17 protein-coding genes are annotated in these 19,653 nt (G+C 73.0%); 2 read left to right on the top strand and 15 right to left on the bottom strand.

What is annotated here, in order from left to right; genetic code table 11:
• Positions 1 to 122: 122 nt before the first annotated feature.
• Complete coding sequence (locus MCM47_RS12830) at positions 123 to 725, top strand: hypothetical protein (protein WP_238861684.1); 603 nt, start codon at positions 123 to 125, stop codon at positions 723 to 725.
• A 283-nt stretch (positions 726 to 1,008) separates the two neighbouring features.
• Here MCM47_RS12830 and MCM47_RS12825 read toward each other — a convergent pair whose 3' ends face one another.
• The 14 genes from MCM47_RS12825 to pyrR form a co-directional block, all read right to left on the bottom strand.
• Positions 1,009 to 3,093, bottom strand: a complete 2,085-nt coding sequence (locus MCM47_RS12825; RefSeq protein WP_238861683.1) for a primosomal protein N' — start codon at positions 3,091 to 3,093, stop codon at positions 1,009 to 1,011.
• Between the two features lie 103 nt (positions 3,094 to 3,196).
• Positions 3,197 to 4,405 carry a methionine adenosyltransferase gene (gene metK, locus MCM47_RS12820; RefSeq protein ID WP_238861682.1) on the bottom strand — a complete coding sequence of 403 codons (1,209 nt, stop codon included), beginning with the start codon at positions 4,403 to 4,405 and terminating at the stop codon, positions 3,197 to 3,199.
• A 150-nt stretch (positions 4,406 to 4,555) separates the two neighbouring features.
• Positions 4,556 to 5,806: a bifunctional phosphopantothenoylcysteine decarboxylase/phosphopantothenate--cysteine ligase CoaBC gene (gene coaBC, locus MCM47_RS12815; protein WP_238861681.1), complete on the bottom strand. Its 1,251-nt coding sequence runs from the start codon at positions 5,804 to 5,806 to the stop codon at positions 4,556 to 4,558.
• 166 nt (positions 5,807 to 5,972) lie between these two features.
• A complete protein-coding gene (gene rpoZ, locus MCM47_RS12810; RefSeq protein WP_030056185.1) occupies positions 5,973 to 6,239 on the bottom strand; it encodes a DNA-directed RNA polymerase subunit omega in 267 nt (88 codons plus the stop codon).
• Between the two features lie 37 nt (positions 6,240 to 6,276).
• A complete protein-coding gene (gmk, locus tag MCM47_RS12805) occupies positions 6,277 to 6,834 on the bottom strand; it encodes a guanylate kinase (RefSeq protein WP_238861680.1) in 558 nt (185 codons plus the stop codon).
• 49 nt (positions 6,835 to 6,883) lie between these two features.
• Positions 6,884 to 7,210 (bottom strand): integration host factor, actinobacterial type, encoded by a 327-nt coding sequence (mihF, locus tag MCM47_RS12800; protein WP_030056187.1) that lies wholly within the window; start codon positions 7,208 to 7,210, stop codon positions 6,884 to 6,886.
• 326 nt (positions 7,211 to 7,536) lie between these two features.
• A complete protein-coding gene (pyrF, locus tag MCM47_RS12795; protein WP_238861678.1) occupies positions 7,537 to 8,370 on the bottom strand; it encodes an orotidine-5'-phosphate decarboxylase in 834 nt (277 codons plus the stop codon).
• A gap of 44 nt (positions 8,371 to 8,414) precedes the next feature.
• Positions 8,415 to 9,518: a quinone-dependent dihydroorotate dehydrogenase gene (locus tag MCM47_RS12790; protein WP_238861676.1), complete on the bottom strand. Its 1,104-nt coding sequence runs from the start codon at positions 9,516 to 9,518 to the stop codon at positions 8,415 to 8,417.
• Positions 9,519 to 9,657: 139 nt separating this feature from the next.
• Complete coding sequence (gene carB / locus MCM47_RS12785; protein WP_238861674.1) at positions 9,658 to 12,966, bottom strand: carbamoyl-phosphate synthase large subunit; 3,309 nt, start codon at positions 12,964 to 12,966, stop codon at positions 9,658 to 9,660.
• Positions 12,959 to 14,116: a glutamine-hydrolyzing carbamoyl-phosphate synthase small subunit gene (gene carA, locus MCM47_RS12780; RefSeq protein ID WP_238861673.1), complete on the bottom strand. Its 1,158-nt coding sequence runs from the start codon at positions 14,114 to 14,116 to the stop codon at positions 12,959 to 12,961. The genes carB and carA overlap by 8 nt, the downstream gene beginning before the upstream one ends.
• Positions 14,113 to 14,679: a hypothetical protein gene (locus tag MCM47_RS12775; RefSeq protein WP_238861666.1), complete on the bottom strand. Its 567-nt coding sequence runs from the start codon at positions 14,677 to 14,679 to the stop codon at positions 14,113 to 14,115. Before MCM47_RS12775 ends, carA begins: the two co-directional genes overlap by 4 nt.
• Complete coding sequence (locus MCM47_RS12770) at positions 14,676 to 15,980, bottom strand: dihydroorotase (RefSeq protein WP_238861664.1); 1,305 nt, start codon at positions 15,978 to 15,980, stop codon at positions 14,676 to 14,678. Before MCM47_RS12770 ends, MCM47_RS12775 begins: the two co-directional genes overlap by 4 nt.
• Positions 15,977 to 16,951 carry an aspartate carbamoyltransferase catalytic subunit gene (locus MCM47_RS12765; protein WP_238861662.1) on the bottom strand — a complete coding sequence of 325 codons (975 nt, stop codon included), beginning with the start codon at positions 16,949 to 16,951 and terminating at the stop codon, positions 15,977 to 15,979. The genes MCM47_RS12770 and MCM47_RS12765 overlap by 4 nt, the downstream gene beginning before the upstream one ends.
• Positions 16,952 to 16,956: 5 nt before the next feature.
• Entirely contained in the window at positions 16,957 to 17,580 is a 624-nt protein-coding gene (gene pyrR, locus MCM47_RS12760) for a bifunctional pyr operon transcriptional regulator/uracil phosphoribosyltransferase PyrR (protein WP_238861660.1), read from the bottom strand.
• A 333-nt stretch (positions 17,581 to 17,913) separates the two neighbouring features.
• Between pyrR and MCM47_RS12755 the strand changes: the two genes are divergently transcribed.
• Complete coding sequence (locus tag MCM47_RS12755) at positions 17,914 to 18,417, top strand: transcriptional regulator (RefSeq protein WP_031072501.1); 504 nt, start codon at positions 17,914 to 17,916, stop codon at positions 18,415 to 18,417.
• A 193-nt stretch (positions 18,418 to 18,610) separates the two neighbouring features.
• Here MCM47_RS12755 and MCM47_RS12750 read toward each other — a convergent pair whose 3' ends face one another.
• A complete protein-coding gene (locus tag MCM47_RS12750) occupies positions 18,611 to 19,519 on the bottom strand; it encodes a hypothetical protein (RefSeq protein ID WP_238861657.1) in 909 nt (302 codons plus the stop codon).
• Positions 19,520 to 19,653 lie beyond the last annotated feature (134 nt).

Genomic DNA, 19,653 nt, shown 5'->3' with positions numbered 1-19,653 from the left:
TGGCCCGGCTGCGTGACCCCGGCCCCCGGTCCGGCGTTGGTCAAGTGGGATTGACCGGGGCCGGGGCGCGCGGGACACCGCGCTCCGGCCGAGCTGACCGTACGGAAGGTGGCACGTAGGCCATGGCCGAGCAGATCAACCACGACGCCCGGGCGCGGGCGAGCCTGCACCTGCTGGTGCGGGACATCGAGCGGGTGAGGCGGCAGGTCGACGCGCTGCGGACGCTCACCGCCCAACTGGGCAACGTCTACCGGCCGCGCCGACCGAGCACCTCGGCCGGGTTCGTGGTGTACGGACGGGCGCCGGCGCCGACCGTGCGCCTGGCGCAGGAGCTGCGCGAGAGCGTCGAGACGCTGGTGGCGGCGGCGGTCGAGTTCGACCGGGCGCTGGGATTCTCCTGGGACTCGGTGGGCTCGGCGCTCGGCGTCACCAAGCAGGCGGTGCACCGCCGGTACGGGATGCGCCGGCCGGCCAGCGAGCTGCTGGCGGCGGGCGGGGTTCCGGCCCCGGCCGGCGCAGCCGTCCCGGGGGTCCCGGGGCCGGGCCGGCCGGACCGCTCGGAGGAGCTGCCCGCCGCGGCGCCCGCCCCGACCGGGCTGGCCCCGACGGGTCTGGCCGCGACCGTCCCGGCGGCCCGCCAGGGCGGCCTGGACCGTGCGGCGCTGGACCGCGCCGCCCACGAGCGGGCTCCCCTCGACCGCACCGGCCTCCCGCTGCGCGGGTGAGGGCGGCTCCCACCCGCGGCGGGTGCCGGGTGAGGAGCGGGGCAGCCGACCGCTCCTCACCCGCCGTCCGTCACCCCGCTCCGGCCCAGCCCACCGAGGCCCCCGAGGCCGGCCCACCCGGAGCCCCAGGTCGACCCAGCCGAAGCCGACCCACCCGACGTCGACCCACCCGAAGCCGACCTGCCGAGGCCCCGGGCCGGCTCACCCGGAGCCCGAGGCCGACCCACCCCCCGTCGAGCGGGCCACCGCAAAGGCGATCGGGCCCGCCCCGTGTCGAGCCGGCTCAGCCGATGTCCGTGGGGTCGATCCGCACCCGCACGGGCTCGGGCGTCCGCAGTGCGATCCGCGCGATCTGCGCCGCCTTGAGCGCCGCCGCCAGCGCGGCGCCCTGACCGGGCGGCACCCGCAGCAGCGCCCGCTCCTGCTCCTCACCGCGCAGCGCCGGCACCGGCACCGGCCCCAGCACGTCCGCGTCCGGGGGCAGCCGGATCAGCCCGAGCAGGTCCGCCACCGCCGCCGGACTGCCGGTGACCGACGCCATCCGCGACACCGGCGGGAAGTGCAGCTGCGCCCGTTCGTCCAGCTCCAGCCCGGCGTGGCCGAGCGGGTCCCACCGCACCAGCGCCTGGACCGGGCGCGCGGTGGGCTCGGCGACCACCACCACGGTGCCGCCCTCGGTGGCCGGCTTCACCAGCGCGGCGGCGGCCAGCCAGAGCCGCAGCGTCTCCTCACCCGCCCGCAGGTCCGGGCGGCTCAGCAGCGCCCAGCCGTCCAGCAGCAGCGCGGCCGCGTACCCGCCGCCGCCGTCGACCACCGGCTCCGCGCCCGGAGTGGAGATCACCAGCGCCGGCTCGTCGGGCACGGTGGCCAGCACCGCGTCCCGCCCCGAGGTGCGGACCGGCACGCGCGGGAACGCCTTGCCCAGCTCCTCCGCGGTCCGCCGGGCGCCGACCACCTGGGCCCGCAGCCGGAACGAGCCGCACTCCGGGCAGTGCCAGTCCGGCTCCGCCGCGCCGCACCACCCGCACTGCAGCGGCGCGTCCGCGGCGGCCGCCTCCAGCGGACCCTCGCACCGCCGGCAGCGGGCCGGCGTCCGGCAGCGCCCGCACGCCAGCCTGGGGACGTAGCCGCGCCGCGGCACCTGGATCAGCACCGGACCCCCGCTGGCCAGAGCCTCCCGGGCGGCCTCCCAGGCCACCGAGGGCAGCCGGGCGGCCTGCGCCGCGGCGTCCCGGTGCTGGTCCTGGTCGGTGACGGTGCGGACCCGCGGCGCCACCTGCCGCACGGTCTCCCGGTCGGCGGCCAGCGGCCGGGCCCACCCGGTGCGGATCAGCTGGGCGCCCTCGACCGTCACCGCGTGCCCGCCGAGCAGTACGGCCGCGCCCTCCTCGGCTGCGCGCAGCAGCGCCACCTCGCGCACGTGCGGGTGCGGGGCGCGCGGATCGCTGTGGCTGCCGTCACCGTCGGACCAGACGACCACCAGGCCGAGGTCGCGCACCGGCGCGAACATCGCCGCCCGGGTACCGACGGCCGCGTGGACCGAGCCGCGGCTGACCGCCAGCCAGCGCCGGTAGCGCTCCCGCGGGCCGAGGTCGGCCGCCAGGGTGGCGTGCATGCCCTCCCCCAGCAGTTCGGTCAGCGCCCGGTCGACCCGGGCCACCGACCGGCCGTCCGGCAGGACGACCAGCGCGCCGCGCCCGCCCGCCAGGGTGGCCGCGACGGCACGGGCGATCTCGTACGGCCAGCCGGGCCCGGGCAGCGCCGTCCAGACCGCGCGCGGCGAGCCGCCGCCGGCCAGCGAGGCGAGGAAGTCCGGGCCGGCCGGGTAGCGCGACCAGCCGCCGGGCGCCGGCTCCGGCGGCCGGGGCCGGGGCGGCGGAGAGGGCTCGGCCTCGGCCTTGGCGTGCCGGGGCGGGACGGCCAGTTGCAGCACGTCCGCCAGGGTGCCGGCGTACCGGTCGGCCACGGTGCGGCAGAGCCGCAGCAGCGGCGGGGTGAGCACCGGCTCGGGCGAGAGCACCTGGGCGAGCGGCGCCAGCGGACCGGGGAAGTCGCTCTTCTCCAGCCGCGCGACGATGAAGCCGTCGTGCAGCTCACCGCCCTCGCGCTGGCCCTTCACCACCCGGGCGCCGAACCGGACCCGGACCCGGGCGCCGGGCTGCGCCTCGTCCGCCATCGCGGCGGGCACCTCGTAGTCGAAGAACTTGTCGATGGTCAGCACGCCCTTGTCGACCACGACCCGGGCGACCGGCAGGTGCTCGGCCCGCTTGGCGCCGCGCCACGTCCGCGGCTTGGCGCGCTTGACCGTCTCCCGGATGAACGCGAGCTGCTCCGGCTCGGCCGCCCCGTTCTCCCCTGTGCTGCTCATCGTTACCAAGTACTACCAGGTCGGACCGACACCGTGCGCAGACGCCGCAGGCGGCGGCCACCGGGTGCGGTGGCCGCCGCCTGCGGACGGGCGGACCGGGTGATCAGTCCTGCACGGCCTTCTTCAGGTGCTCGACGCGGTCGGTCCGCTCCCAGGTGAAGTCCGGCAGCTCACGGCCGAAGTGGCCGTACGCGGCGGTCTGGGCGTAGATCGGGCGCAGCAGGTCGAGGTCGCGGATGATCGCGGCCGGGCGGAGGTCGAACACCTCGGAGACGGCCTTCTGGATCGTGAGGACCGGCACGGTCTCGGTGCCGAAGGTCTCCACGAAGAGGCCGACCGGCTCGGCCTTGCCGATCGCGTACGCGACCTGGACCTCGGCACGGCGGGCGAGGCCGGCGGCGACGATGTTCTTCGCCACCCAGCGCATCGCGTACGCGGCCGAGCGGTCCACCTTGGACGGGTCCTTGCCGGAGAAGGCGCCGCCGCCGTGGCGGGCCATGCCGCCGTAGGTGTCGATGATGATCTTGCGGCCGGTGAGGCCGGCGTCGCCCATCGGGCCGCCGATCTCGAAGCGGCCGGTCGGGTTGACCAGCAGCCGGTAGCCCTCGGTCACCAGCTTGATGCCCTGGTCGGCGAGCGCCTTCAGCTCCGGCTCGACGACGAACTCGCGGATGTCCGGGGTGAGCAGCGAGTCCAGGTCGATGTCACTGGCGTGCTGCGAGGAGACGACCACGGTGTCGAGGCGGACGGCCTTGTCGCCGTCGTACTCGATGGTGACCTGGGTCTTGCCGTCGGGGCGCAGGTACGGGATGGTCCCGTTCTTGCGGACCTCGGAGAGGCGGTGCGAGAGCCGGTGCGCCAGGGTGATCGGCAGCGGCATCAGCTCGGGGGTCTCGTCCGAGGCGTAGCCGAACATCAGGCCCTGGTCGCCGGCGCCCTGCTTGTCCAGGTCGTCCTCGTCGCCCTCGACGCGCGCCTCGTACGCGGTGTCGACGCCCTGGGCGATGTCGGGCGACTGCGCACCGATGGACACCGAGACGCCGCAGGAGGCGCCGTCGAAGCCCTTCTTGGAGCTGTCGTAGCCGATCTCCAGGATCTTGTCCCGGACGAGCTGGGCGATCGGCGCGTACGCCTTGGTGGTCACCTCGCCGGCCACGTGCACCTGGCCGGTGGTGATGAGCGTCTCCACGGCGACCCGGGAGGTCGGGTCCTCGCGCAGAAGCGCGTCAAGGATGGTGTCGCTGATCTGGTCAGCGATCTTGTCGGGGTGTCCCTCGGTCACGGACTCCGAGGTGAACAGGCGGCGAGACACAGCGCTCCCTGGGGTTGCAGCGGCTGCTGACTGAAGGCCCCCGGCGAACCGGGGACATCCGGAAAGACTTGATTCCTGGAGTGTAACGGTCAGCTACCGACAATCGGCACGCGATTCCGGAATTGGAGACCGAACATCCACCCTACGAGATCAGTCCGCGACCGGATTCAGCCGTTCGGCGACCAGGTCCCAGACGACGTCGGCGAGGGCTTCCTTGGGCCCCACCGGAACGGGCGTCTCGCTGCCGTCCGCGCCCAGCACGACGGCCTCGTTGACGTCCTGGCCGAACGCCTTGCCGTTGCCGACCTCGTTGACGACCAGCAGGTCGCAGCCCTTGCGGGCGAGCTTGGCGCGGCCGTTGGCGAGCACGTCGTCGGTCTCCGCCGCGAAACCGACGACGAGCTGGGCCGAACGGGGGCGGTGGGCGGAGATCTCCGCCAGGACGTCGGGGTTGCGCACCAGCGCGACGGGCGCCGGTTCGACCCCCTCCACCTTCTTGATCTTGCCGGTGGCGTACTCCGCGGGCCGGAAGTCGGCGACCGCCGCGGCCATGACCACGGCGTCCGCGTCCGCGGCGGCCTTCAGCGCCGCCTCGCGCAGCTCCAGCGCGGTCGACACGTGCACCACGTCGACCCCGGCCGGGTCGGGCAGCTCGGCGTTGGCCGAGACCAACGTCACGCGGGCGCCGCGGGCGGCGGCGGTCGTGGCGAGCGCGTAGCCCTGCTTGCCGGAGGAGCGGTTGCCGAGGAAGCGCACCGGGTCCAGCGGCTCCCGGGTGCCGCCCGCCGAGACGACGACGTGCCGGCCGGCCAGGTCGGTGGCCACCGGCCCGCCGCGGCGCAGCACCGCCCGGCAGGCGTCGAAGATCGCGGACGGCTCGGGCAGCCGCCCCTTGCCGGTGTCCTTGCCGGTCAGCCGGCCGACGGCGGGCTCCAGCACGATCACGCCCCGGCGGCGCAGGGTGGCGACGTTCTCCCGGGTGGCCGGGTGCTCCCACATCTCGGTGTGCATCGCCGGCGCGAGGACGACCGGGCAGCGCGCGGTGAGCAGGGTGTTGGTGAGCAGGTCGTCGGCGAGGCCGTGGGCGGCCTTGGCCATCAGGTCGGCGGTGGCGGGGGCGACCACGACCAGGTCGGCGTTCTGCCCGATCCGCACGTGCGGCACCTCGTGCACGCGGTCCCAGGTCTCGGTGGCGGCCGGGCGGCCGGAGAGCGCGGCCCAGGTGGCCTCGCCGACGAAGTGCAGTGCGGCCTCGGTGGGCACCACGGTGACCTGGTGGCCGGACTCGGTGAAGCGCCGCAGCACCTCGCACGCCTTGTACGCGGCGATGCCCCCGCTGACGCCGAGGACGACGCGCGGGGCGTCCGCCCGGTCAGTGCTCGCGTCCGTGCTCGCGCTCATGCTCCCCATCTCTCCTCGCTCGGGACGTGCTCACCCTACGGCCCTCCGGCGAGCACCTGCACTGTGGTGCCCCGCACACCGGCCGGAGCCGGCGCGCGGACGGGGCCGGGAACGCCGAAGGGCCCGTCGGAACGAGTCCGACGGGCCCTTCGCAGAAGGCACCGGCTCAGGCCGCCTCGACCGCCTCGGCGGTCAGCATGCCCGCGTTGATCTCGCGCAGCGCGATCGACAGCGGCTTCTCGTGCACGTGGGTGTCGACCAGCGGGCCGACGTACTCCAGCAGGCCCTCACCGAGCTGCGAGTAGTAGGCGTTGATCTGCCGCGCGCGCTTGGCGGCGTAGATCACGAGGCTGTACTTGGAGTCGGTGGCCTCGAGCAGCTCGTCGATCGGCGGGTTGATGATGCCCTCGGGCGCGGTCATGGAAGAGGACACGCGAAAACCTTCCGAAAGGGTGGAAAACACAGACAGGTCAGCCTACACCGAGCAAGGCTAGCAGTTCGGCCGCCACCTGCTCGACGGAGGTGTTGACCAGGGTCGTGTCGAACTCGGGCTCGGCGGCCAGCTCGACCTTGGCGGCCTCCAGGCGCTTCGCGATCACGTCCTGCGGCTCGGTGCCGCGGCCGGTCAGCCGGCGGACCAGCTCGTCCCAGCTCGGCGGGGCCAGGAAGACCAGCTGGGCGTCGGGCATCGACTCGCGCACCTGGCGGGCGCCCTGCAGGTCGATCTCCAGCAGGACGGGCTCGCCGCGCTCCAGCTTCTCCAGCACGGCCGAGCGGGGGGTGCCATAGCGGTTGCCGGCGAAGACGGCCCACTCCAGCAGTTCGCCGTTGGCGATCAGCTTGTCGAACTCGTCGTTGTCGACGAAGTGGTACTGGACCCCGTTCTGCTCGCCGGGCCTCGGGTGGCGGGTCGTCGCCGACACCGAGAGCCAGACCTCGGGGTGCTTCTTCCTCATATGAGCGACGACCGTGCTCTTGCCGACCCCCGAGGGGCCGGAGAGCACGGTCAGCCGCGGACGCTCACTCATGCACCGATTATCCCGGATCGCGGACGATCCCGGGACCACGGGGGCACGGTCAGGCGGCACCGCCGCCGAACTCCCGCTCCAGGGAGGCGATCTGGTTCGTGCCGAGACCACGGACGCGGCGGCTCTCGCTGATGCCGAGGCGTTCCATGATCTGCTTGGCCCGGACCTTGCCGACGCCGGGCAGGGACTCCAGCAGGGCCGAGACCTTCATCTTGCCGATGACGTCGTTGTCGGCCTTGCCGGCCTTGATCACCTCGTGCAGGGAGGCGCCGGAGTGCTTGAGCCGGTTCTTGACCTCGGCGCGCTCCCGGCGAGCCTCGGCGGCCTTGGCGAGCGCGGCGGTGCGCTGTTCAGGGGTAAGGGGCGGAAGAGCCACGCCGTTCACCTCAGGGTGTGGAAGGAAGGGATTGAGCTATGACTGGTTTGGTTCCTCGGCCACCGGCCGCAGGGGATGCCGACGGCTCTGACCTGCGAGAGCAGCGGGAATCGCCGTTCTTCGATGACCTATCGCCGGACACTACCCGGATTGCGGCGCCACGTCAGGAAAAGAACACGAAAAGTCCTGGTCAGCCAAGGCCGACCAGGACTTTACCGGGCAAAACGACCCCGTTTCGGGCCCTTTCGCGGGGGTGGTGTGACGGCGCTCACGTCGGGTGCCCCGACCTGCACCGCCCCCTCACGCCACTGCGGAGGGTCACCGGCTCACTTCACCGCGTCCGCGTACTCCTGGACGAACCGGTCGGCCGCCGCCCGCAGGGCCGGCGCCGAGGGGCCGTGCTTGAGCACGTCCCGGCTGACGCTCGGGACCACGTTGCGCACCGAGGAGCCGAAGACCCGGGGCAGGTCGGCCATCGTGGCGCCCTGGGCGCCGATCCCGGGGGCGAGCAGCGGGCCGTTGATCGCCAGGTCCACGCCGGCGTCCGCCAGCGTCGCGCCGACCACCGCGCCGAAGGAGCCGAGCGGCTCGGCGCCGGCGTTCTCGGCCGCCAGCTGGCGCAGCACCGAGGCCGCCACCGGCTCGCCGTCCGCGCCGACGGCGCGCTGCACCTCGGCGCCCTCGGGGTTGGAGGTGAGCGCCAGCGCGAAGACGCCCGCGCCGTTGGCCGCGGCCAGGTCGAGCGCCGGGCGCAGCGAGCCGAAGCCGAGGTAGGGGCTGACGGTGACGGCGTCGGAGAACAGCGGGCTGCCCTGGGCCAGGAAGGCCTCGGCGTAGGCGGCCATGGTGGAGCCGATGTCGCCGCGCTTGGCGTCCATCAGGACCAGCGCGCCGGCCGCACGGGCCTCCTCGACGGACTTCTCCAGCACCGCGACGCCCTTGGAGCCGAAGCGCTCGAAGAAGGCGGCCTGCGGCTTGAGCACGGCCACCCGGTCGGCCAGCGCCTCGACCACGGTGCGGCTGAAGGTCTCCAGGCCCGCCACGGAGTCCTCCAGGCCCCAGGCGGCGAGCAGGGAGGCGTGCGGGTCGATGCCGACGCAGAGCTGGCCGCGGGTGTCGAGGGCCTGGCGCAGCCGGGCGCCGAAGGGGGCGAGGGTCATGACGTCCTTTCCGGGGGTGGAGCGGGGATTCGCCTGGCGGGGGTTCAGGAGGAGGCCTTGGCGCTGCCGACGGCGGCCGCCAGGTTGCGGAAGCCGCCCGCCCGGACCTTCGCGGAGAGGCCCTTGTGGATGCGGCGGCACCAGAACGGGCCCTGGTAGATGAAGGCGCTGTAGCCCTGGACCAGGTCGGCGCCGTGGATGATCCGCTGCCACGCGTCCTCGGCGGTCTCGATGCCGCCGACCGAGACCAGCACCAGCCGGCCCTCGGTACGGGCGCGCAGGCGCTGCAGCACCTCCAGGGCGCGGGCCTTGAGCGGGGCGCCGGAGAGGCCGCCCATGCCGATCTCCTCGATCCGGGCGGCGGGGGTGCGCAGGCCCTCGCGGCCGATCGTGGTGTTGGTGGCGATGATGCCGTCCAGGCCCAGCTCCAGGGCGAGGTCGGCGACCGCGTCGACGTCCTCGTCGGCCAGGTCGGGGGCGATCTTGACCAGGAGCGGCACGTGGTGCGCGGTGGAGCGGTCGGCGGCCTCGCGGACGGCGCTGAGCAGCGGGCCCAGGTGGGAGACGGCCTGGAGGTTGCGCAGGCCGGGGGTGTTCGGGGAGCTGACGTTGACCACCAGGTAGTCGGCGTACCTGGCCAGCCGCTCGGTGGACTTCACGTAGTCGCCGATCGCGTCGGCCTCCTCGACGACCTTGGTCTTGCCGATGTTGATGCCGACCACCGGGGTGGAGCTGGTGTGGGGGCGCCGGGCGAGGCGGGCGGCGACCCGGGCCGAGCCCTGGTTGTTGAAGCCCATCCGGTTGACCAGGGCGCGGTCCTCGATCAGCCGGAACAGGCGCGGGGCGGGGTTGCCCGGCTGGGGCTCGCCGGTGATGGTGCCGATCTCGATGTAGTCGAAGCCGATCATCGCCAGGCCGTCGATGCCGACGCCGTTCTTGTCGAAGCCGGCCGCCAGGCCGAACGGGCCGGGCAGGTCGAGGCCGAGCGCGCTGGTGCGCAGCGCGCGGTCGCGCGGGGCGAGCACCAGCCGGACCAGGGTGCGCAGGCCGGGCACCGAGGAGGCGAGCCGGATCCAGAAGAAGGCCAGGTGGTGGGCCTTCTCGGGGTCCATCTTCTTGAAGACGAGGTCGAACAGCAGCTTGTACAAGGCTTGCTCCATCGGGGCGGGCGCAGCCCATCGGCAGAAGGGTGGCGGCGGGCCTGGGTACCCCCGGCCGAGGGGCCGGGGAGGGTGGGCATGGAAGTGGGGGGCACCCGGCGGTTCGGTGCCCCCCACTGCGGCGGTCCTACTTGCGGCCGGCGTTGATCAGCTCGGCGTGCTCCTGGAGCGACATCACCCCGACCTCGTCGCGCAGCAGCGCGTCGATGCCCTGGACCGCGGCGCCCATGGCCTGGACGGTGGTCAGGCAGGGCACGGCGCGCGCGACGGCGGCGGTGCGGATCTCGTAGCCGTCGAGGCGTCCGCCGGTGCCGTACGGCGTGTTGATGATCAGGTCGACCTCGCCGTCGTGGATCAGCTGGACGATGGTCCGCTCGCCGTTCGGGCCCTCGCCCTCGCTGTGCTTGCGCACCACGGTGGCGGGGATGCCGCCGCGCTGCAGCACCTCGGCGGTGCCGGCGGTGGCGAGCAGCTCGAAGCCGAGGCCGACCAGCGCGCGGGCCGGGAACACCAGGTTGCGCTTGTCCCGGTTGGCGACCGACACGAAGACCTTGCCCTTGGTCGGCAGCGCGCCGTAGGCACCGGACTGCGACTTGGCGTACGCCGTGCCGAAGACCTTGTCGATGCCCATGACCTCGCCGGTGGAGCGCATCTCCGGGCCGAGCACGGTGTCCACACCGCGGCCGTGGACGTCGCGGAAGCGGCTCCACGGCATCACGGCCTCCTTGACGGAGATCGGGCAGTCCGCGGGCAGCGTGCCGCCGTCGCCCTCGGCCGGGAGCAGGCCCTCGGCGCGCAGCTCGGCGATGGTGGCGCCGAGCGAGACCCGGGCCGCCGCCTTGGCCAGCGGCACCGCGGTGGCCTTGGAGGTGAACGGCACGGTGCGGGAGGCGCGCGGGTTGGCCTCCAGCACGTAGAGGATGTCGCCGGAGAGGGCGAACTGGATGTTGATCAGGCCGCGCACGCCGACGCCGCGGGCGATCGCCTCGGTGGAGGCGCGCAGCCGCTTGATGTCGTAGCCGCCGAGGGTGATCGGGGGCAGCGCGCAGGCGGAGTCGCCGGAGTGGATGCCGGCCTCCTCGATGTGCTCCATGACGCCGCCGAGGTAGAGCTCGGTGCCGTCGTAGAGCGCGTCGACGTCGATCTCCACCGCGTCGTCGAGGAAGCGGTCGATCAGCACCGGGTGCTCGGAGATCAGACCGGCGTGCCGCTCCAGGTAGGAGGCGAGCGAGGCCTCGTCGTAGACGATCTCCATGCCGCGGCCGCCGAGGACGTACGACGGGCGGGCCAGGACGGGGTAGCCGATCTCGTCGGCGATCGACTTGGCCTCGTCGAAGGAGAAGGCGGTGCCGTGCTTGGGGGCGGGCAGGCCGGCCTCGCGCAGCACGCGGCCGAAGGCGCCGCGCTCCTCGGCGAGGTCGATCGCCTCGGGCTGGGTGCCGACGATCGGCACGCCGTTGTCCTTGAGCGCCTGGGCCAGGCCGAGCGGGGTCTGGCCGCCGAGCTGGACGATGACGCCGGCCAGCGGTCCGGCCTGCTGCTCGGCGTGGACGATCTCCAGCACGTCCTCCAGGGTGAGCGGCTCGAAGTAGAGCCGGTCGGAGGTGTCGTAGTCGGTGGAGACGGTCTCCGGGTTGCAGTTGACCATCACGGTCTCGTACCCGGCGTCGGCCAGCGCGAAGGAGGCGTGCACGCAGGAGTAGTCGAACTCGATGCCCTGGCCGATGCGGTTCGGGCCGGAGCCGAGGATGATCACGGCGGGCTTGGTCCGCGGGGCGACCTCGCTCTCCTCGTCGTAGGACGAGTAGAAGTACGGGGTCTTGGCGGCGAACTCGGCGGCGCAGGTGTCGACGGTCTTGAAGACCGGGCGGATGCCGAGCGCGTGCCGGACCTCGCGGACGACGTCGGGCCGCAGACCGCGGATCTCGCCGATCTGCTGGTCGGAGAAGCCGTGCCGCTTGGCGTGGCGCAGCAGCTCGGGGGTGAGCTCGGAGGCCTCGGCCAGCTCGCCGGCGATCTCGTCCAGCAGGAAGAGCTGGTCGACGAACCACGGGTCGATCTTGGTGGCCTCGAACACCTCCTCCGGGGTGGCGCCGGCCCGGATGGCCTCCATGACGGTGTTGATCCGGCCGTCCGTCGGGACGACGGCCTTCTCCAGCAGCGCGGCCTTGTCGCCGACCGGGCCGGTCCAGGTGAACTGGGAGCCCTTCTTCTCCAGCGAGCGAAGAGCCTTGTTGAGCGCCTCGGGGAAGTTGCGGCCGAGTGCCATGGCCTCGCCGACCGACTTCATGGTGGTGGTCAGCGTCGCGTCGGCGCTCGGGAACTTCTCGAACGCGAACCGCGGCACCTTCACCACGACGTAGTCGAGGGTGGGCTCGAAGGAGGCCGGGGTCTCCTCGGTGATGTCGTTGGGGATCTCGTCCAGGGTGTAGCCGACGGCGAGCTTCGCGGCGATCTTGGCGATCGGGAAGCCGGTGGCCTTGGACGCGAGCGCCGAGGAGCGGGAGACGCGCGGGTTCATCTCGATGACGATGACCCGGCCGTCGACCGGGTTGACGGCGAACTGGATGTTGCAGCCGCCGGTGTCGACGCCGACCTCGCGGATGACGGCGATGCCGATGTCGCGCAGGATCTGGTACTCGCGGTCGGTGAGCGTCATCGCCGGGGCGACGGTGATCGAGTCACCGGTGTGCACGCCCATCGGGTCGAAGTTCTCGATGGAGCAGACGACCACGACGTTGTCGTTCTTGTCGCGCATCAGCTCCAGCTCGTACTCCTTCCAGCCGAGGATGGACTCCTCCAGGAGCACCTCGGTGGTCGGCGAGAGGGTCAGGCCCTGGCCGGCGATCCGGCGCAGGTCCTCCTCGTTGTGGGCGAAGCCGGAGCCGGCGCCGCCCATGGTGAAGGAGGGGCGGACCACGACCGGGTAGCCGCCGAGGGTGTCGACGCCGGCCAGCACCTCGTCCATGGTGTGGCAGATGACCGAGCGGGCGGACTCGCCGTGCCCGATCTTCCGGTTGACGGCCTCGACGACACCCTTGAAGAGGTCGCGGTCCTCGCCCTTGTTGATCGCCACGACGTCGGCGCCGATCAGCTCGACGCCGTACTTGTCCAGCGTCCCGGCTGCGTGCAGGGAGATCGCGGTGTTGAGCGCGGTCTGCCCGCCGAGGGTCGGCAGCAGGGCGTCCGGACGCTCCTTGGCGATGATCTTCTCGACGAACTCCGGGGTGATCGGCTCGACGTAGGTGGCGTCGGCGATCTCCGGGTCGGTCATGATCGTGGCCGGGTTCGAGTTGACCAGGACGACCCGCAGGCCCTCGGCCTTGAGCACCCGGCAGGCCTGCGTGCCCGAGTAGTCGAACTCGGCGGCCTGGCCGATGACGATCGGGCCGGAGCCGATCACCAGGACGGACTTGATGTCACTGCGCTTAGGCACGCTGGCCCTCCATGAGCTTCACGAAGCGGTCGAACAGGTACGCGGCGTCGTGCGGGCCGGCGGCCGCTTCGGGGTGGTACTGCACGCTGAAGGCGGGGACGTCGAGCGCCTGCAGGCCCTCGACCACGTCGTCGTTGAGGCAGACGTGGGAGACCTCGACGCGCCCGAACGGGGTGTCGCTGACCTTGTCCAGCGGTGCGTTCACGGCGAAGCCGTGGTTGTGCGCGGTGACCTCGACCTTGCCGGTGGTGCGGTCCTGCACCGGCTGGTTGATGCCGCGGTGGCCGTACTTGAGCTTGTAGGTGCCGAAGCCCAGCGCCCGGCCGAGGATCTGGTTGCCGAAGCAGATGCCGAAGAACGGGGTCCTGCGCTCCAGGACGCCCTTCGCCACCTCGACCTGGTGGTCGGCGGTGGCCGGGTCGCCCGGGCCGTTCGAGAAGAAGACCCCGTCGGGGGCGACCGCGTAGACGTCCTCGATCGTGGCGTTGGCCGGCAGGACGTGCACCTCGATGCCGCGCTCGGCCATCCGCTGCGGGGTCATCGCCTTGATGCCGAGGTCGAGGGCGGCGACGGTGAACCTCTTCTCACCGATCGCGGGCACGACGTAGGGCTCGGTGGTGGCGACCTCGGCGCAGAGGTCGGCGCCCTTCATCTCCGGCGACTGCTGCACCCGGGCCAGCAGCGCGGCGTCGTCCGCCACCGCCTTGCCCGAGAAGATGCCGCAGCGCATGGCGCCGCGCTCGCGCAGGTGCCGGGTGAGCGCGCGGGTGTCGATGCCGCTGATGCCGACGATGCCCTGGCTGGCCAGCTCCTCGTCCAGCGACCGGCGCGAGCGCCAGTTGGACGGCACGCGGGCGGGGTCGCGGACGACGTAGCCGGCGACCCAGATCTGCTTGGACTCGTCGTCCTCGTCGTTCCAGCCGGTGTTCCCGATCTGCGGGGCGGTCATCACGACCACCTGACGGTGGTACGACGGGTCGGTGAGGGTCTCCTGGTAGCCGGACATGCCGGTGTTGAAGACCGCCTCGCCGAACGTCTCGCCCGTCGCGCCGTAGGCCTGGCCGCGGAAGGTCCGGCCGTCCTCCAGGACGAGCACGGCGGGCACGCGCTCCCGCCTCAAGCGCTGCGGGGTGGGGGCAGGTGCGGTCATCGAGTGGCCTCTTCCGTCTTCGTCTTCGTACGTGTTGCGAGCTGAGCGACCGCCTCGACCCAGGCGGCGTGCTCATCGGGGTGGTCGGCCCGGAAACCGGAGTCCAGCGCGGTGCCCTCGTGCGTCCAGGTCACGACGAGCAGTCCGGACGGGACGACCTTGCCGGCGATCCCGGAGTCCGTCCGGGCACCGGTCAGGTGCTCCGCCGGGATCCAGAAGTCGACGTCACCGGGGCGCCGCACCAGCAGGCCGTCCTCGCCGAGGGTCAGGTCGGCGCGGCTGCGGGTGCCCAGGCCGTGCGCGACGACCCGGTCCAGCCAGTTCCCGGCCGTGGTGCTGCCGTGGTACCGGCCGCTGGTCTCCAGGATGGTCCGGCCGGCGCGCTCCGGCACGGCGGGAAGCGGCGGAATGCCGGACTGCAGCGTGCGCCGCCAGTTCCAGCCCTGCCGCATCAGCCAGTAGACGAGGCCGATCACGATCAGCAGGCCGACGGCCCAGCCGATGTACCCGGGCCAGTTGGTGACCTTGGCCTGTTCCTGGGCGAGCCGGGTGAGCCCGGTCACGCCAGCCCGCCCTGCTCGACCAGCTCGCCGGCGAGCACGGTGGCGATGCCGCGGAGGAAGGTGGCGTGCACCCGTCCGGGCAGGTCGAGGCCCTTGTAGGGGGTGTTGCGGCTGCGGGTGGCGAAGCTCTCGGGGTTCACGGCACCACGGTACGCGGGATCGAAGAGCACCAGGTTCGCCGGCTCACCCACCGAGATCGGCCGTCCGTGGCCGGTGAGACGGCCGATCCGCGCCGGGCGGTGCGACATCCGGTCGGCGACGCCCTCCCAGTTCAGCAGGCCGGTCTCGACCATGGTCTGCTGGACCACCGAGAGCGCGGTCTCCAGGCCGACCATGCCCATCGCGGCCACGGCCCACTCGCAGTCCTTGTCCTCGGCCGGGTGCGGCGCGTGGTCGGTGGCGACGGCGTCGATCGTGCCGTCGGCCAGCGCCTTGCGCAGGGCCTGGACGTCCTCGGCGGTGCGCAGCGGCGGGTTCACCTTGTACACCGGGTCGTAGCTGCGGACCAGCTCGTCGGTGAGCAGCAGGTGGTGCGGGGTCACCTCGGCGGTGACGTCCCAGCCCTTGGCCTTGGCCCAGCGGATGATCTCGACCGAGCCGGCCGTGGAGACGTGGCAGACGTGCAGGCGGGAGCCGACGTGCGCGGCGAGCAGCACGTCACGGGCGATGATCGCCTCCTCCGCCACGGCCGGCCAGCCGCCGAGGCCGAGCTCGCCGGAGACCTGGCCCTCGTTCATCTGGGCGGCCTCGGTGAGCCGCGGCTCCTGGGCGTGCTGGGCGACGACGCCGTCGAAGGCCTTCACGTACTCCAGCGCGCGGCGCATGATGACGGCGTCGTCGACGCACTTGCCGTCGTCGGAGAAGACCCGGACGCCGGCCGCGGAATCGTGCATGGCGCCCAGCTCGGCGAGCTTCTTGCCCTCCAGGCCGACGGTGACGGCGCCGACCGGCTGCACGTCGCAGTAGCCGGACTCCTGGCCGAGCCGCCAGACCTGCTCGACCACACCGGCGGTGTCGGCCACCGGGAAGGTGTTGGCCATCGCGTGGACGGCGGTGAAGCCGCCCTTGGCGGCGGCCTGGGTGCCGGTCAGCACGGTCTCGGCGTCCTCGCGGCCGGGCTCGCGCAGGTGGGTGTGGAGGTCGACCAGGCCGGGCAGCACCACCAGGCCGGTGGCGTCGATGTCGATGTCGGCCTCGGCCTGCAGGCCGGTGCCGATCTCCTTGATGACGCCGTCGGCGATGTGGAGGTCCTGCGGGTCGCCGCCGAGGATCTGGGCGTTGCGGATCAGGTAGGTGGTCACTGGGCGGTCTCCACGGATTCGGTGCGGGCGTCGGCGAGGGTGGCTCCGCCGAGCAGGAGGTAGAGGACGGCCATCCGGATCGAGACGCCGTTGGCGACCTGCTCGACCACGGTGCAGCGCGGCGAGTCGGCGACCTCGGCGGTGATCTCCATGCCGCGGACCATCGGGCCGGGGTGCATCACGATGGCGTGCTCGGGCAGCTGCGCCATCCGGGTGCCGTCCAGGCCGTAGCGGCGGCTGTACTCGCGCTCGGTCGGGAAGAAGGCGGCGTTCATCCGCTCGCGCTGCACCCGGAGCATCATCAGCGCGTCGGTCTTGGGGAGCACGCTCTCCAGGTCGTAGCTGACCTCGCAGGGCCAGTTCTCGATGCCGATCGGCAGCAGCGTCGGCGGGGCGACGAAGGTGACCTGGGCGCCGAGGGTGGTGAGCAGGTGCACGTTGGAGCGGGCGACCCGGCTGTGCAGGACGTCGCCGACGATGGTCACCCGGCGGCCGGCCAGGTCGTGCCCCGTGCCGGGGTTGAGGTGGCGACGCATGGTGAAGGCGTCGAGCAGGGCCTGGGTGGGGTGCTCGTGGGTGCCGTCACCGGCGTTGATGACGCTGCCGTGCAGCCAGTCGGACTGGGCCAGCCGGGCGGGTGCGCCCGAGGCGTGGTGCCGGATGACGACCGCGTCGGCACCCATCGCCTGCAGGGTGAGGGCGGTGTCCTTGAGGCTCTCGCCCTTGGAGACCGAGGAGCCCTTGGCGGAGAAGTTGATGACGTCGGCGGAGAGCCGCTTCTCGGCGACCTCGAAGGAGGTCTTGGTGCGGGTGGAGTCCTCGAAGAAGAGGTTGACGACCGTTCGACCACGGAGCGTGGGCAGCTTCTTGACGGCCCGTCCGGAGAGCTGGGCCAGCTCCTCGGCGGTGTCCAGGATCAGCAGCGCGTCGTCGCGGGTGAGGTCGGCGGCGGAGACGAGGTGGCGCTTCACGCGGGTTACTCCGGGAGGTGCGGTTCGGAAGGCTTCGTGGCCAGGGCCTGCGACGAGCGCGCGGTGTAGTCGCGGTCGCCGACCAGGACGGCGTCCACGCCGTCGGTGTCGGAGAGGCGCACCTGCACGGCCTCGCGCAGGGATGTGGGGAGGTTCTTGCCCACGTAGTCGGCGCGGATCGGCAGCTCGCGGTGGCCGCGGTCGACCAGGACGGCCAGCTGGACGGCGCGCGGGCGGCCGATGTCGCTGAGCGCGTCCAGCGCGGCCCGGATGGTGCGGCCGGAGAACAGCACGTCGTCGACGAGGATCACCAGGCGGCCGTCGACGCCGTCGGCCGGGATCTCGGTGTGCTCCAGGGCGCGGGCGGGCTTCAGCCGCAGGTCGTCCCGGTACATGGTGATGTCCAGGGTGCCGAGCGGGACCTCGCGGCCGGTGATCTGACCCAGCCGGGCCTGCAGCCGGCGGGCGAGGTGGACGCCCCTGGTGTGGATGCCGAGCAGCACGACGTCCTCCGCGCCCTTGGCGCGCTCGACGATCTCGTGCGCGATCCGGGTGACGACCCGGGCGATGTCCGCGCCGTCCAGCACCTGGTGCGGCGGCCGCGGCGTGGTTTCGTGGTGTGCGGTCATGCCGAAGCGGACCTCCTTCCCCGCCTCACTGGACGGGCCTTAAAGGATGTCTGAATTGACGGCCCCCGCCGACGGGGCGCGGGCTTCCGGTCATCCTACCAGCGCGGGTTCACGCAAACGGACCACCACCGTTCCGCTTCGCCGGGTTCACGCCCCCGACGCGTCACCGATGCGGACCATTCGCACGAGTGCCCCATTCGGCTTGACGCAACTACCTCACTCTACGTAACCTCACAGTGAGTTACGAGACGGACGTCGAACCCACCGGTAACGGCGTCGGCAATCGCCCGTGACCCACCACTGAACGCGAAGCAATCTCGTCCGGGGAGATCAATGTCCAGCGACTACGCGAAGCAACTCGGAGGCAAGCTCCGAGCGATCCGCACTCAGCAGGGGCTCTCCCTGCACGGTGTCGAGGAGAAGTCCCAGGGGCGCTGGAAGGCAGTCGTCGTCGGCTCGTACGAGCGCGGCGACCGTGCGGTCACCGTGCAGCGGCTGGCCGAGCTGGCGGAGTTCTACGGCGTCCCGGTGCAGGAGCTGCTGCCCGGCGGTACGCCCGGTGGTGCGGCCGAGCCGCCGCCGCGCCTGGTGCTGGACCTGGAGAGACTGACCCAGGTCCCCTCGGAGAAGGCCGGTCCGCTGCAGCGCTACGCGGCCACCATCCAGAGCCAGCGCGGTGACTACAACGGCAAGGTGCTCTCGATCCGCCAGGACGACCTGCGCACGCTGGCCGTGATCTACGACCAGTCTCCGTCGATCCTCACCGAGCAGCTGATCTCCTGGGGTGTGCTGAACCCCGACGCGCGCCGCGCGGTGCGCGAGGAGGAGGCGAGCTGACCGCTCGCCCCGGCGCCTTCCACCTGCGACAACGACAGGTTCGAGCAGAAACGTCACGGCGCGGCATCCCGACCGGGGGCCGCGCCGTGACGCTTCCCCGGGCCACGGGCGAGCCCGTGCCCGATCGGGCCGGAGACCCGGCGGGGCGGGCCCGGACGGACGGCGGCGCCCCGGGAGGCCGCAGGCCGCGGGCTCAGCCGACCGTTCCCAGCGGGTAGCCCGGCTCCGCCGTCACGCCGTCCAGCCGCACCGGCCCCTCGACCGGTGCCCAGTCCCGCCCGGCGCTGGCCCAGGCCCACGCCGCCGGCCGGAAGTCGCCGTCGGCGCCCCCGCCGCGGGCCTCGGCCGCCCCCCGGGCCCCGTGCAGCACGGCCAGGCCCGGCAGCTCCCGGGCGAGCCCGGCACAGAGGACCGCACAGACCAGCTCGAGGTCCTCGTCGTTGATCCGGACGACACCGTCCTCCCACTGCAGCACCCGGGCCGCCGCCGTCAGCCGCCCGCCCGGCGCGTCGACCGCGAGCCGCAGCTCGTACACCCCCGCACCGGCCCCCACCAGCATCCGGCGGAACACCTCGGCCCCGCGCTGGTAGGCCGCGCGGGCCTCCCGACCGCCCTCCCCGGTGAGCCCCCCGTCCAGCAGCAGGTCGGCGTGGCGCAGCGTCAGGCCGTTGTCCCGGGCCCGGACCAGCCGGGGCGCGAAGTCGCCGGCCAGCTCCTCGCCCTGGTAGGCGAGGAGCTGGGTCTGCAGCGGCGGGTTCACCAGGTAGCGGTCCCGGGCGGCGGGCTCGGCCGGGTCGAGGCCGTGCAGCAGGCAGAACTCCTCGAAGTCCTGCGGGTGGAACATCCGGGCCCGGACGGTGTCGAAGCGGCGCCGTGCCTCGGTGAGCAGCTCGGCGGTCTCCCGCAGGTACGTCTCGTGGTCGGGGGCGTCCGACAGGTGCCAGGCCCGGGCCCGCTCGAAGTCGGCCTCGCTGGTCAGCACGCCGATGACGAAGGCGTGCTCGCCGTCGGGCCGGCGCCGCTCGTGCCGCGTGCGCAGGCGGGGGCGGGAGCCGGCGGCGGTGCAGTCGGGGGTGCGGCGGGCGCGGCCGTTGCGGGTCATCGGGGGGCTCCTGGGGCGGGTCGCGGTCAGCGGCGGGGGTGCCGCCGACCGTTCTCCTCCCCAGCCCCGCGCGGCGCACACGTACGGCGTGTCACAGGAATGTAACCGACCGTGAGGCGTGCGGTCGCGCGGTC

It is taken from the genome of Kitasatospora sp. A2-31, assembly GCF_022288725.1.
In the GTDB taxonomy this organism is placed as follows: Bacteria; Actinomycetota; Actinomycetes; order Streptomycetales; family Streptomycetaceae; genus Kitasatospora.
Note: the sequence above shows the minus strand (reverse complement) of the source record. Positions and strands in the feature narration are given on the sequence as shown.